This window comes from Pseudarthrobacter sp. YAF2 (assembly GCF_052113345.1).
Classification (GTDB): domain Bacteria; phylum Actinomycetota; class Actinomycetes; order Actinomycetales; family Micrococcaceae; genus Arthrobacter.
The window spans coordinates 142,333-155,695 of sequence record NZ_JBFRDA010000007.1; the positions used below are offsets into that span (position 1 = coordinate 142,333).

The 13,363-nt window shown below is 67.9% G+C and carries 15 protein-coding genes; 3 read left to right on the forward strand and 12 right to left on the reverse strand.

Annotated elements, in window-relative coordinates:
* Positions 1–39 precede the first annotated feature (39 nt).
* Entirely contained in the window at positions 40–1,545 is a 1,506-nt protein-coding gene (locus tag AB4Y79_RS09350; RefSeq protein WP_441860649.1) for an amino acid permease, read from the reverse strand.
* A gap of 230 nt (positions 1,546–1,775) precedes the next feature.
* Here AB4Y79_RS09350 and AB4Y79_RS09355 point away from each other — a divergent pair, with 230 nt between their 5' ends.
* A complete protein-coding gene (locus AB4Y79_RS09355) occupies positions 1,776–2,447 on the forward strand; it encodes a TetR/AcrR family transcriptional regulator (protein WP_441860651.1) in 672 nt (223 codons plus the stop codon).
* Between the two features lie 56 nt (positions 2,448–2,503).
* Entirely contained in the window at positions 2,504–3,340 is an 837-nt protein-coding gene (locus tag AB4Y79_RS09360) for an alpha/beta fold hydrolase (RefSeq protein WP_441860652.1), read from the forward strand.
* A gap of 10 nt (positions 3,341–3,350) precedes the next feature.
* Here AB4Y79_RS09360 and AB4Y79_RS09365 read toward each other — a convergent pair whose 3' ends face one another.
* Positions 3,351–4,850, reverse strand: coding sequence for a DHA2 family efflux MFS transporter permease subunit (locus tag AB4Y79_RS09365; protein ID WP_441860653.1), 1,500 nt, complete (start codon positions 4,848–4,850; stop codon positions 3,351–3,353).
* Between the two features lie 127 nt (positions 4,851–4,977).
* Complete coding sequence (locus tag AB4Y79_RS09370; RefSeq protein ID WP_441860654.1) at positions 4,978–5,544, reverse strand: type 1 glutamine amidotransferase domain-containing protein; 567 nt, start codon at positions 5,542–5,544, stop codon at positions 4,978–4,980.
* A 482-nt stretch (positions 5,545–6,026) separates the two neighbouring features.
* On the opposite strand from AB4Y79_RS09370, the gene AB4Y79_RS09375 reads away from it, so the two are divergent.
* On the forward strand, positions 6,027–6,293 hold the full coding sequence (locus AB4Y79_RS09375) for a hypothetical protein (protein ID WP_441860655.1): 267 nt from the start codon (positions 6,027–6,029) through the stop codon (positions 6,291–6,293).
* Positions 6,294–6,357: 64 nt separating this feature from the next.
* Here the strand turns inward: AB4Y79_RS09375 and AB4Y79_RS09380 are convergent, their stop codons facing one another.
* Genes AB4Y79_RS09380 through folE form a run of 9 tightly spaced genes read right to left on the reverse strand, consistent with a single transcriptional unit; the run spans position 6,358 to position 13,359 of the window.
* Entirely contained in the window at positions 6,358–7,287 is a 930-nt protein-coding gene (locus AB4Y79_RS09380) for a 4-phosphopantoate--beta-alanine ligase (protein WP_441860657.1), read from the reverse strand.
* Positions 7,288–8,181 (reverse strand): Rossmann-like and DUF2520 domain-containing protein, encoded by an 894-nt coding sequence (locus tag AB4Y79_RS09385; protein ID WP_441860658.1) that lies wholly within the window; start codon positions 8,179–8,181, stop codon positions 7,288–7,290.
* A complete protein-coding gene (locus AB4Y79_RS09390; RefSeq protein WP_441860660.1) occupies positions 8,174–9,790 on the reverse strand; it encodes a PH domain-containing protein in 1,617 nt (538 codons plus the stop codon). Before AB4Y79_RS09390 ends, AB4Y79_RS09385 begins: the two co-directional genes overlap by 8 nt.
* Positions 9,787–10,299, reverse strand: a complete 513-nt coding sequence (locus AB4Y79_RS09395; protein WP_441860661.1) for a PH domain-containing protein — start codon at positions 10,297–10,299, stop codon at positions 9,787–9,789. Before AB4Y79_RS09395 ends, AB4Y79_RS09390 begins: the two co-directional genes overlap by 4 nt.
* Positions 10,280–10,825: a DUF3180 domain-containing protein gene (locus AB4Y79_RS09400; protein WP_441860662.1), complete on the reverse strand. Its 546-nt coding sequence runs from the start codon at positions 10,823–10,825 to the stop codon at positions 10,280–10,282. The genes AB4Y79_RS09395 and AB4Y79_RS09400 overlap by 20 nt, the downstream gene beginning before the upstream one ends.
* A complete protein-coding gene (folK, locus tag AB4Y79_RS09405) occupies positions 10,822–11,367 on the reverse strand; it encodes a 2-amino-4-hydroxy-6-hydroxymethyldihydropteridine diphosphokinase (protein WP_441860664.1) in 546 nt (181 codons plus the stop codon). The genes AB4Y79_RS09400 and folK overlap by 4 nt, the downstream gene beginning before the upstream one ends.
* On the reverse strand, positions 11,364–11,756 hold the full coding sequence (gene folB / locus AB4Y79_RS09410; protein WP_441860666.1) for a dihydroneopterin aldolase: 393 nt from the start codon (positions 11,754–11,756) through the stop codon (positions 11,364–11,366). The genes folK and folB overlap by 4 nt, the downstream gene beginning before the upstream one ends.
* A 13-nt stretch (positions 11,757–11,769) precedes the next feature.
* The gene (gene folP / locus AB4Y79_RS09415; RefSeq protein WP_441860667.1) at positions 11,770–12,708 is read right to left on the reverse strand and encodes a dihydropteroate synthase; all 939 of its coding nucleotides are present in this window, start codon (positions 12,706–12,708) and stop codon (positions 11,770–11,772) included.
* 6 nt (positions 12,709–12,714) lie between these two features.
* Entirely contained in the window at positions 12,715–13,359 is a 645-nt protein-coding gene (gene folE / locus AB4Y79_RS09420) for a GTP cyclohydrolase I FolE (RefSeq protein WP_441860668.1), read from the reverse strand.
* Positions 13,360–13,363: the final 4 nt, after the last annotated feature.

Sequence of the window (13,363 nt, forward strand, 5' to 3'; positions counted from 1 at the left end):
AGTCCTGGTTTATGTCGGGAACGATGGGAGAAATGGGTGTCAGGCCTTGGCGGCTGCCAGGTTCCTGCTCCGGACCCAGAAGCCCAGGAGCAGGACGGCGGCCACCATGAGGGGTGCCGACCAGAGGAGGAGCCCGTTTTCGCCGGAGGGGTCGTACACCTCGGGACGGGGCCAGGCCAGGTTGACCACCATGACGCCCCCGTAGAGGACGGCGAGGATGTTGACCGGCAGTCCCCACCGGCCCAGGGAAAAGAGGCCGGCGGGCATGGTTTGCCCCACCCGGTCCCAGTCCCCGCGGAGCCGGTTGGCCAGCTGCGGGACCGTGACCAGGAGGTAGGCGATGTAAACCATCACGATGCAGACGCTGCAGAGGGTCGTGAACAACGCCGCATTGCCCACGTTGATGGCCAGCACGGCAACTGCGAGCGCGCCGATCACGATGGAGGGCCACATGGGCGTGCCCCGGGTGGGGTGGACGGAGGAGAGCAGGGCCGACGCCGGGAGCTTGCCGTCGCGGGCCATCGAGAATACGAGGCGGGAACCGGCAGTCTGGATTGCCAGGGTGCAGACGAAGATGGCGATGGCAACGTCAACCAGCAGGACCTTGCCCCAGAAGGTGCCCAGGACCGCGGTGAGGACGTAGGGCAGGCCTTCGGTGGCGAGGCGTCCGTCGTCCAGGCTGGGGGCGGCCATCAGGGCGGTGATGATCATCAGGGCGCCGCCAATGCCGGAGATGAGCAGGGCGGAGAGGATGGTCCGCGGTGCGGTGCGGCGCGGGTCCTTGGTTTCCTCGGATAGCTCACCGGCGGAGTTGAAGCCCACCATGACGTACGCGGCCATGAGCCCCGAGACCAGGAAGGCTCCCACGGCGCCGAGGTCGGAGCCTTGGAGGACGGTGGTGTCCGCCACCACGTCCGGTCCGCGCTGGGCGGCGCTGATGAGGGCCAGGATCACGGCCGCGACGCCGACGATTTCGCAGGTGACGCCGACGGAGTTCACGTGCGCCATGAGTTTGACGCCCAGGGAGTTGATGATGGTGGTGGCCACCAGCAGGACGGCGCCCAGGATCACGGCGTTCGAAGCCCCGGTGACGGTGTTGAGGGCAGGGTCACCGCCCACCACCTGGAATCCGTCCCACAGCTGGGGCAGCACCACCTGCAGGGCGATGGCGGCGGCAGCGGCGGTGACCACCTGTGCGATGGCCATGAACCAGCCGGCGAACCAGCCCACGGCTTCCCCGCCGACGCGCCGAGCCCACTGGTACACGGCGCCGGACAGGGGGTAGCGGGCGGCGAGCTCGGCAAAGTTGAGGGCCACGAGCAGCTGGCCAACCAGCACCACCGGCCAGGTCCAGAAGAACGCAGGACCTGCGAAGGAGTAGCCGAACGCGAAGAGCTGGAAAATGGTGGTGAGGATGGAAACGAAAGAGAAGCCGGCGGCAAACGAAGCGTAGCGGCCGAGCTTTCGGTGCAGGGTGGGCTGGTAGCCAAGGGACGTCAGGTCTGCATCGTCCTGGTGGACGGTGGGGAGAACGGTGGATGTCATCGGGAATCTCCGGAACTGGAAAGGGATCTTGGGGGCGAAGCCTCCCGGCACTGCAGCGCTCGGCCGAAGGCTGCTGATTACCGGTCACTTGATAGTTTTCCAGCGGGATGTCCCCAAACAGTTTCACCTCTGTAAAAGGCGGATAGACATCGTGTTTCGGGCGGATTTCCGTCCCCTCACCGTCCTGGCCGGGCAACTCTGCGCGTGCCCGGCAGTGCAAGAATGAGGCAGTGACTTACGCCGGACCGGGACGCCCCCGCCACCAACAGCCCTCACGGCCAGGCGCCACCGCCCGCGACGAGATACTCGACGCCGCGGCGGAACTGTTCACCACCCAGGGTTTCGCCAGCACGTCCACCCGGTCCATTGCGGACGCCGTCGGGATCCGGCAGTCATCGCTCTACCACCACTTCAAAACCAAGGACGACATCCTCGAGGACCTGCTCGAGGGAACGGTGTCCGGCGGCCTGGAGTTCGCCCGGGCCGTGGCCGCGCTGCCCGCCGGCAGCCCAGGAACCGAAAGCCCGGCCGGGAGCCGGCTGCACGCCGTCGCGCTTTATGACGGGACGCAACTGTGCAGCGCGCGCTGGAACCTGGGCGTCCTCTACCACCTGCCCGAGGTCCGGAGCACGCGCTTTGCCCGGTTCCTGGCCGACCGGCAGGAACTGCGGCGGCTCTACGGCGAGCTTGGCAGCGGACTGTCGGCCACTGCCTCCGGACCGGACGGCGGGGACTTCACGTTCCGCCTGGTCGAATCGCTGATCTACCTTCGCGCCGATGGAGCGGCAAACGCCGAATCGGCACTGCAGGCGGCGGACGCCGGGCTCATCCTCTGCGGACTCGGCCCGGAACTGCCGGCCATCCGCACGGCCAGCCGGCGCCTGATCGAGCGGCTCGCCTGAACCCGCCCGCGCCGTCCGTGATGCCCGCACCGGGCTTGCTCGGCTAGGCTCGGAACATGACGCGAGAGAACATCAGGACCCCCGACGGCGGCACTGTGGAGCTCTTCTCCACCGGTGCGGATCTCGCTTCGGCGGGTTCGGGCGTGGTGGTAGTGCCGCCCTCCATGGTGACGGCTGCGGATTACACCAAATTTGCCCAGAAACTGAGCGCCGCCCTGGGCCGCCCGGTGCACACCTTCAACCGTCGCGGGCGTGGATCCTCGTCCCCGCAGCCCGAGGACTACACGCTGGACGTGGACATACGGGACCTGGACACAGTCATGAAGCACACCTCCAGCACGGACGTCTTTGGCCACAGCTTCGGCGGCGCCGTTGCCCTGCACGCGGCACGGACCCTGCCGGTGGAACGGCTGGCCGTCTACGACCCCGCGGTCTCGGTGAACGGCAGCGTTACGGCCAGCTGGATTGTGGAATACGAACGCGCCGTCGCCGCCGGAGACGACGACCGCGCCCTGGCAGTGATCCAGCGGGGCCTCGAGGCCGGCGGCACGTTCTCATCAAGGATGCCGCTGTCCATGCTCACGCTGGCCAACAAGCTGACCGCAGGCACCACCGAGGGCAAGCAGCAACGCGAACTGATGCGCACCGGCGTCCGCGAAATCAAGGCCATCATCGCCGCGGACATGCCGGCCGAACCGTTCCAGGCACTCCCCCTGGAGACGCTGATCGTGGTGGGCGAAAAGAGCCCGGCCTACTTCGGCATCGCCTGCGGCCAGATCCACGACGTCCTCTCCGGCTCCAGCTACACCATCCTGCCCGGCTTCGGCCACGACGGCGCCATCAAGGCCCCGGACAAGCTGATCAAGGAACTGAGCGACTTCTTCGCCGGCTGATCCCGCAGACTCAGTGGCCGCCGTGCCCTGCCGCGGCGCCTTCAGTCTTGCGCATCATCGCGGACAGCACGACGGCGGCAAGGGCTATGACTGTTGCCGTCAGGAAGGCGGCGCTCATCCCGGCGACGAGTCCCGACGTCGCACTCACCACCGCGAAGATGGACACCAGAAGCGCCGTGCCGGCAGCGCCGGCCACCTGCTGGGTGGTGCTCATGATCGCCGAGCCGTGCGAGTAGAGGTGCGGCGGCAGCGGGTTCAGGCCGGTGGTGAAGGCCGGGGTGAACAGCAGGGCCAGGCCGAAGCTCAGCCCGACGTGCAGGGTGATGATCCACCAAACCGCAGTGCCGGCGTCGAGCATTGAAAACTGCCAGAGCGTCACCACCATCAGGATGGACCCGGTCACGGTGAGCGGCAACGGGCCCACCTTGTCGAACGCTCGTCCGATCACCGGGCCGAGCAGTCCCATCGCCAGGCCGCCGGGGAGCAGGGCGAGGCCGGTTTCCAGCGAGCCAAGGCCGCGGACTTCCTGCAGGTAGAGCGGCAGCAGGATGACCCCGCCGAACAAGGCCATCATGGCCACCACCATCAGCAGGACCGAGACGGTGAACATCCGGAAGTTGAAGGCGCGCAGGTCCAGCAGCGGCGCGGCGGCCTTCTGCAGGCGGAGCTGGCGGAGGACGAAAACCGTCAGGGCAGCCACGCCGATGACCAGGGCCGCGATGGCTGCGGCACCGGGACCGGCTTGGCCACCGTGGCTGCCGCCGATCTGGCTGAGCCCGTAGACCAGGCCGCCGAAAGCCGGGACCGTGAGGAGCACGGAGAAGAAGTCCAGTTTGGTCCTTTCCGTCTCGCCCACGTTGGTGAGGAACTTCGCGCCGATGGCCAGGGCGGCGAGGGCCACCGGCAGCACGAACACGAACATGAAGCGCCAGGTGAAGTGCTCAAGGATCAGCCCGGAAACGGTGGGGCCCATGGCGGGGGCAACGGAGATGGCGATGCTGACGTTGCCCATGACGGCGCCGCGCTTGGCCAGCGGGACCAGGGTGAGGATGGTGGTCATCAGCAGCGGGAGCATGATGGCGGTGCCGCCGGCCTGGACGATGCGTGCCAGCAGCAGGACTTCAAACCCGGGAGCCACCGCGGCCAGCGCGGTACCGCCGGCAAACAGGCCCATGGCCAGCATGAACACGGCCCGGGTGGACAGGCTTTGCAGGATGAAGCCCGTGGTGGGGATGACCACGGCCATGGTGAGCATGAAGCCGGTGGACAGCCACTGGACGGTGGGCGGGTCCACGCGGAGGTCCACCATGAGCCGCTGCAGGGCAACGTTCATGATCGTCTCGTTGAGGATCACCACGAACGTCGCCACCAGCAGCGTGCTGATGATGGTCACCGACTCCCGGGACATCTTCTCCGGCGCAGCGGGCAGCGTGCCTGCGCGGGGTTCCGCGAGGGTTCCTTCGACCGGAACGGGCTGGCCGCCGGCGTTGGGAGAGATTTCGGTAGACATAGGTGTTCCCTCGGGGGTTTTTTGAGTGATGCGCGGTCGGCGCCGCTGCAGATGGCAACACTCTACCCGCTGGAGTAATTCCCCGGCACGGGTATTTCTCCTAAATCCTGAGGGAACAATTGCGGCTTTATGCCGTCTGGCCTGCGTGCTCCCCTTCGGAAATCTCTTCCACCAGCTTGTTGTTGAAGGCCGGGAGGTCATCCGGGTTCCGGCTGGTCACCAGGCCCTGGTCCACCACCACTTCCTGGTCCGTCCAGTTGGCGCCGGCGTTCTTCAGGTCGGTTTCAAGGGTGAAGTAGGACGTGACGTTGCGGCCCCTGATGACTCCGGCCTCGATCAGCAGCCAGGGACCGTGGCAGATGGATGCCACCGGTTTGTGCTGTTCAAAGAAGCTGCGCGTGAAACTCTGCGCGTCCTTGTCCACGCGGAGGTGGTCCGCGTTGACAACGCCGCCGGGAAGGACCAGCGCGTCGTAGTCGGAGGCGTTTGCTTCCGCCACCGTGAGGTCGACGTCGAAGGTGTCACCCTTCTCCGTACCGTTGTAGCCTTGCAGCTTGCCGCTCTTGGGGGCCACCAGGGTGGGCTCGCCGCCGGCGTCCTTCACGGCCTGCCAGGGGCTGGTCAGCTCCACCTGCTCCACGCCGTCAGTCAGCAGGAATGCGACCTTCTTGCCTGCGATGCTGTGCTCGGACATTGTTCCTCCTCGCCTGAGGCGGACCACGCAGCCTTGCGGCGTACGACGTTCCGCTTCCAGAGTTGATTTCCTGACGATTTCCAGCCTAGGAAAGGTGAAAGTAATAAGCAAGCTGACTATATTGGTTTATGCGCGTAATTTGGTGTGCCTGGCGATGCGCTTCTCCATTTTCGACGCAGAGGTTCCTGGCCGCGCCGACATATAGCGGGCGGAAAGGAACGTCTGCCTCGCAGGTGAAGATGCGTGTCGCAGGTAGATATGCGTGTCGCCCGTCAAGCCCCGGCCGCCAAGCCCCCCAATCAAGCCTCGGCAACGGTCCCACCCGGTACTCGGGACCTTCGACTCTGGTGCTGCGGGTTTAGGCGCCCCGCGAGTACAGACAGAACCCGCTTTCCGGCAGTAAGGTTTCACCTACGCGCAGTGCTCTCGAAGCCGCAGCGGCCACCCCACGGGCCACTTCGGATTGGTGCAAGGAGGCCCCGATGACAGTAGAGCGGATGTTCCAAGGCGTTCCCTCGGACCCGGATCCGTGGATGACCGGCGACACTCCTGAGGACGTCCGGCAGTTCGCCATCGAATCGCTCCGATGGCAAGCGCAGGAGATCATCGATGAGGTGCTCTGCAGCAAGGATCCGAGGGAAGAGTGGGTGCGGGACCGGCTCCGTGGGTGTGTGGCCAGGAATCCCGGGCGTCCGGAGCGCGCGCTGCTCGAGCAGCTCATGACCAGCCCGGACAAGTCCGGCTTGTAGTCCGCACCAATGTCGCCCGCGCCCCCGGCCTGCGCGGCAACCCGGGGAGCCCGGAACCCGGCGCTTAGGAACTGAGCGGCAGGTTGTCGATCAGCCGGACCGGGCCCACCTTGGCCGCGATGAGGGCCAGCGCGTCGCCGCGGAAGGGAGTCTCCCTGCAGTTCTCCGCCAACGGCTCGAGCCTGCCGGGATCCACCACATCGAAGTAGTCCAGTTCCACCAGCGGCTGTGATTCCACCAGGGCCAGCGCCGATTCAAGGTCCAGGGGCTCGTGGGCATTCGCCCGCTCTTCCAGCAGCCGCAGCGCCCGGGACAGGACCAGGGCGGCGTCCCGCTGGTCATCGGAGAGGAACCGGTTGCGGCTGGACAATGCCAGCCCGTCCGCCGACCTCACCGTGGGCACGCCGACGATCTCCACCGGGAAGTTCAGGTCCGCCGCCATCCGCCGCACCAGGGCCAGCTGCTGGGCGTCCTTCTGCCCAAAGTAGGCCCGGTACGCCGGCAAGCCACCGCCGGGGGAAGCTGCGTCCGCGGACCCGGCCGGAAGCCCTGTCGCCGGCATGCCATAGTGCAGGAGCTTCGCCACCACGGTCAACGCCCCGTCGAAATGGCCGGGCCGTGATGCGCCCTCCCATTTGTCGCCGAGGCGGCCGGAGGTGATCCGCACCAGCGGCTCCCCGCCGGGATAGACCTCCTCCACGGAAGGCGCGAAGGCCAGGTCCACGCCCTGTTCCTCCAGCAGGGCAAGGTCCGCGTCAAGCGTCCTTGGATAGCGGTCCAGGTCCACCGCGTCGCCGAACTGCAGGGGGTTGACGAAGATGCTCGCCACCACCACGTCATTATGTTCGACGGCGGTACGCGCCAGCGCTGCATGGCCCTCGTGGAGTGCGCCCATGGTGGGCACCAGCCCCTGTGAAACGCCTCGCTTGGCGCTGAGGAGCCGGGCGCTTTCGGCGTGCAGGCCGGCGACGGTGGTGACGAGTTGAATGGACATTCAGTCTTCCTTCGGATCGAGGGCCTCGCGCAGCCCCTTCAGCTGGTCGGGTTTGAGCAGTCCACGCCCCTCTGCCCGGAGGGCTGTGGCCCGGGCCATGGCAAGGTAGGCCGCCAGCACGTCACCGTGCCCCCCGCCGTCGAACTCCCGCAACGCTTCGGCGTGGGCCCGGACCGTCCCCACATCCCCGCGGGCCACCGGGCCGGTCAGTGCCGATTCCCCGGAGGCCAGCGCGTTTTCCAGCGTTGCCCGCAGCAGCGGGCCCAGCATGCGCTCCGGCAGCTCCACCCCTACCTCGCGCAGCAGCTGTGACGCCTGCGCCACCAGGGTGACCATGTGGTTGGAACCATGGGCCAGGGCAGCGTGGTAGAGGGTCCTGTCCGCTTCCGCGATGGCCACCGGTTCCGCGCCCATCTCCACCACCAGGGCCTGGGCGATGGGCAGCATGGCGGCATCGGCCGTTACACCGAAGGTGCAGTCCAGCAGCCGGGTGAGGTCCAGGCTCATGCCGGTGAACGTCATGGCCGGGTGCAGGGCCAGCGGCACGGCACCGGCGGCACGCACCGGATGCAGCACGCCCACGCCGAAGCGGCCGGAGGTGTGGGCCACCAGCTGGCCGGGCTGCCAGGCGCCGAGCTTCGCCAGCCCCTCCACCAGGCCCGGCAGGGCGTCGTCGGGCACGGCCAGCAGCACCAGTTCGGCGCGCTCCACGATGTCCTGCACCTCCAGGATGGGAACACCCGGCAGGAGGGCCTCGGCACGTTCACGGCTTGCGTCCGAGACCGCCGAAACCCCGACGACGGCGTGCTCGGCGGCGCGCAAGGCCGCACCGAGCACGGCTCCCACCTTGCCGGCGCCAATAATTCCGACGCCGAGGCGTCCGGGTTTAGCCATGCTGCTGGCCTTCCTGTTGGTAGGGGGTGCTCGCTTTCACAGGCTCCGTGGTGGCTCCAGGCTCAACCACCGGTTCGGTTCCAAACGGGTGGTGCGGGTCAACGGCCGGGGCAACCTGCCGCAGCCACTGCTCCGTGGTTTGCCGCTTCCGCGCCAGCCGGGCACGCGCGGACTGGTCGTTGAAGAGTTGCCGTGCCTCATCCAGCCCCGCCTGCGTCAGCCGCGGGGCGACGGGTCCGGCGGTGGTGTGCAGCACCAGGTCTGCCACCCGGAACCGCCGCGCCACGGGCCCCTGCTGAAGGGCCATCGACTGCGTTCGCTGGTGGGGAACCACCACGAGCTCCCGCCACCACCGCCCGGAGCGGATCAACAGGGCGGTGTCCGTGGCGGCAAAGCCGTTGCGGCGCCAGGTGAAGGGAGCCAGCAGCCACGCCCGCCGCGGCGTGGTGACGAACCCACCGTCCGAATCCCGCCCCGTCAGGCCGGCGGCAAAAACCGCCGCGGGCCGGTGGGTTCCCGGGTCCGGCAGCACCAGGGAGAGCATGGCCAGGACGTCCGGCAACGTGCCCACGGGCAGGAGGATGGTCCTGGTATTGCCCTCGACGGCGTTGCCGGACTGCCCGTAACCGGCCACATTCACCTGCATCCGGTACCAGCCGAAGGGGCGCCACAGCGGCGACTGGGCAACCTTCACGGCCTGGATCCGGCCGGGCGGAAGGGTCTGCGTCTGGGTGTCCAGCAGGCCGTACCGCAGCCGGATACCGTCCGGCGAGACCGCAGCCCTGAAGTTGTAGCCCCGGTTGAAGTAATTCCAGTAGCCCGCCGCCAGGCCCAGGGCCGCCGGCACCAGGTAGAAGTAGAAGGCCCGGTTGTCAGTCACCGCGGACAACACCACGGAGGCGGCGCCGCCCACCACAACAAAGAAGCTCTGCTCACTGAGCAGCAGCGATCCAAGAAGGCGCGACGGCGGGACGGAAAGTAACGGGAATTCCGGCGCCTCGGGTGCGGGCCGGGCCGGCTGTTCGGCCCCGGAAACGACGCCGGCTCCGGACGCGGCGACGGCTGCGGCACCCGACGCCCGGGCCAGGATGGTGGCACGGAGTTGGCGTGCATCGTCGATCTTGAGGTAGGCGAGCCGCACCGCGGACTCCCCCGCATCGGCCACCTCGAACTTGAGTTCGGCCAGGCCGAAGATGCGGGCCAGCAGCGGCTGCACGATGTCGATGGCCTGCACCCGGTCCAGCCGGGCCTGCCGGTGCTGGCGGAACAGCAGGCCGCTGGTGACCCGGACGTAGCCGCCGGACACCTGGTATTTGGTGAAGTACCAGGTCAGCACGAATCCCAGCACCGCCACCGCCAGCACTGCTGCTCCACCGCCCAGGAGCCACGGGGCGCGCCGGGCCAGGCCTTCCTCGAAAATGGGCTGGCCCTGCAGGACCCGTTCGAAGATGTCCCGGCCAAAGAAGAACGCAATGGCGGCAAGGGCAAACCAGCCCCTGACGAACGGCGAGGCGGGGTGCACACGCAGCCATCCGTCGTCGGACGCTGCAGCGGTGTCCCGGCCGGCCGCAGCAGTCGGCCTGGCAGGCAGCTGGCCGTCAGCGGTCACAGCCCGGCCAGCCTGGCTTCGCCGCGGGCAGTCAGTTCTTCCCTCAGCCGGGCGCCCTCAGCCGCCGGGAGGCCAGGAAGGCGGGCGTTGGTGCCGGGCGAGGCGGTGTGGAGTTTCAGCGTGCACAGGCCCAGGGCGCGCTCCACCGGCCCGACGGCGATATCCACATACTGCATGCGGCCATACGGCACGGCCATGGTGCGCTGGAAGAAGATGCCGCCCCTGACCAGCAGGTCCTCATCCCGTTCGGCGTAGCCGATAGCCCGGACCTGCCGCGGAATGAGCACCAGCCGCCACAAGGCCAGCACCAGCATGGCGGCAGGGACGGTCACGGCCAGCCACAGCGGCGGCCAGGACCACCAGCCGAGGAGGACAAACACCAGCGGAGCGGACAGGACCAGCACCGCGACCAGGTTGCCCAGGGCCCATTCCGCCAGCCGTACCGTGACGTACCGTGCTGACACCCGCTGCCAGGCAATACCGGGCGGGTCAATCGCCTCGGTACGCATATTCACCTTCGCCGGCGGCCTCCCCGCGGGCAGGGCGGCCCTTTCCGTCGGCACTGTTGGTGTCGCCGTCCTCCGGGGGAATCCTGCAGAACCGCTCCACGAGCAGTCCCACCACGATCATCACCAGGCCGCCCCCGGCCATGGCCAGCGCCAGCCAGGTGATGCCCTGGTCGCTTCGCAGGCTCCAGATCCGCAACTGGTCCAGGAAGATGCCCACGTGCCAGCCCAGCAGAACCGTTCCGGCGTAGGCGCACGCCTGGGCAAGGATCAATGTCCGCGCAGCCAGCAGCGGATCCAGTTGGGTCTTCTTTGCCTTGCTGCCGGGCTTCTGGCTGTTGCGCCACCGCCAAACCCGGATGCCCAGGATCAACGTGATGATGACGATGACGCCCATGGTGGCCAGCGCGGTGGCCGGAAGGACAGGCGTGGCAATGCTGTAGCGGCTGGTCACCACCGTCGCCGCCCAGCCCGCGACGGCAAGGACGACGCCGATCAGCATCAGGCGCAGCGGGTTGATGGGCTTCATCGCGGCTCCACTGCTCCCGCTGTCGGCATCCCGTCGAAGTCCCCGAAGCCGTCGAACGGGGCGAGGTCGCCATAGTCCTCGGCGCGGACCGCCAGGGCGCTGATCCGCTCCCCGTCCAGGGTGGCGGCCGGTTCGATGAGGGACCAGGGATACAGGACGAAGGCGCGCGTGGCAGCACGGGGATGCGGGAGGGTCAGTGCGGGATCGTCGCTGCGCAGGTCGCCGTAGGTGATGATGTCGACGTCGAGCGTCCGCGGCCCCCAGCGGACCTCGCGGACGCGGTGGTGCTTGTTCTCCACCGCCTGGCAGTGCTCCAGCAGGTCTTGCGGGCTCAGGCTGGTTTCCACAGTGATGACCATGTTCAGGAAGTCCGGCTGGCCGGCCGGGCCGCCCACGGCCTTGGTCTGGACGATCGGGGACACGGCCAGGAGCCGGACTTCCGGCGGGTCAACCAGGTCGGCGACGGCTTCGGTCAGGGTTTCGTTCCGCTCGCCCAGGTTGCTGCCAAGGGCCAGCACGGCTTTGCTGTAGGCGCCGTTCATGCCTGCTCCCCGGACGGGCCGCTGCCGGCGGGGGTGCAGGTCCGGTGGACGGTCACGGCGACGTCGCCGAAGGGCACCTCGATGGGAGCCTGGGGCTTGTGCACGGTGATGTCCACGGCCTGGAGCTTGAACTCGGACAGAAGGCTGCCGGCAATCCGGACGGCCAGGGCCTCGATGAGGTTCAGTGGTTCCCCGGAGATCCATTCGGTAATACGCTGCGCCACCTCGCCGTAGTGCGCGGTGTCACGGACGTCATCGGAGTCCGCCGCTGCGGTGAAGTCCAGGTAGAGGACCGCGTCCACCACAAAAGGCTGGCCCTCGCGGCGTTCAAAATCAAACACGCCGTGATGGCCGACGGCGGTCACACCCGTCAGCGTAATCCTGTCCATGGGTCCCCCGGCCCTAGTGTGTTTTGGGTACGGTTTGTGGCGTGGGTACCGCAGCCATGCGGGCAGCCACCTTGACGGCGTCAAGGCTTGACCCGACGTCGTGCACGCGGACGGCCCAGGCACCGCGGGCGGCGCTGATGGCGGTGATTGCCGCCGTGGCACCATCCCGTTCCTCCGGAGCGGCGGACTTGCCGGCGACGGTGAGCAGCGTGCCAAGGAACCTCTTGCGGGAGGCCGCCACCAGCACGCGGTGCCCCAGGCTGTCCAGCTGGTCCAGGTTCCGCAGCAGCTCCCAGTTGTGGGAATCGTTCTTGGCGAATCCCAGGCCCGGGTCAACGATGATCTGTTCGGGGCTGACGCCCGCGGCGTAAAGCTTGTCGCGTACCCCCGCCAGCTCCGCCACAACTTCGCCGGCCACGTCCGTGTACTCGGCGAGGGAATTCATGGTCCGGGCGTCCCCGCGGCGGTGCGTGAGGACGTAGGGCACCTTGGACGCTGCGACGAGCTCGGCCATTTCCGGTTCGATGCTCAGCCCGGAGACGTCATTGATGATGCCGGCGCCGGCCTTCAGCGCGGCGGCCGCGGTGGAGGCGTGGGTGGTGTCGATGCTGACCAGCGCACCGGCCTTCACAAGTGCTTCGATGACCGGCAGGACGCGCCGCTGCTCTTCCTCCGGCGTAACGTCCTCGGCGCCTGGCCGGGTGGACTCGCCGCCGACGTCAATAATGTCCGCCCCGGCGTACAACATCCGCAGGCCGGCCGCGATCGCGGTGTCCGCGGTGGGGTGCTTCCCGCCGTCGCTGAACGAGTCCGGGGTGACGTTCAGGATCCCCATGACCAGCGTGCGGTCGGTGGGGAGGTCTTCGAAGCGCGCCGCCGGACGGGGCTTGCGCAGGATGGGCAGCGGGGAGGTTGCCGGCCCCGTTCCGGGGGCTGCAGCGAGTGAATCCATGGTTTGTTACCTTCCGAGGATGAGGCTCATGGCCTCGGCACGGGTGGCCGGGTCATGCAGCTGCCCGCGGACCGCACTGGTGACGGTCTTCGCTCCGGGCTTGCGGATGCCGCGCATCGACATGCACATGTGCTCGCATTCAACGACGACGATCGCCCCGCGGGGCTTGAGGTAGCGGACCATCGCTTCAACGATCTCCGTGGTCAGCCGCTCCTGCACCTGCGGGCGGCGGGCGTAGATGTCCACCAGCCGGGCCAGCTTGCTCAACCCGGTGACTTTGCCCTCATGCGATGGGATGTAGCCAACGTGGGCCACCCCGTGGAACGGCACCAGGTGGTGCTCGCACGTGGAGTAGAACGGGATGTCCTTGACCAGGACCAGCTCCTCGTGGTCCAGGTCAAAGGTGGTGGACAGGACGTCCGCAGGGTTGTGGTGCAGTCCGGCGAACACCTCGGCGTACGCCTTCGCAACCCTTTTGGGGGTATCCACCAGGCCGCCGCGGTCCGGGTCCTCGCCGATGGCGAGGAGGATCTCACGGACGGCGGCCTCGATCCGTGGCCGGTCCACTTTTTCATGCTTTGAGGACCGGTGACCGTCCTCCGCCAGGTGTTCGGCGGAGGCGGAAACGTCGTCGTCGTCGAAGGAAGTCACAGGG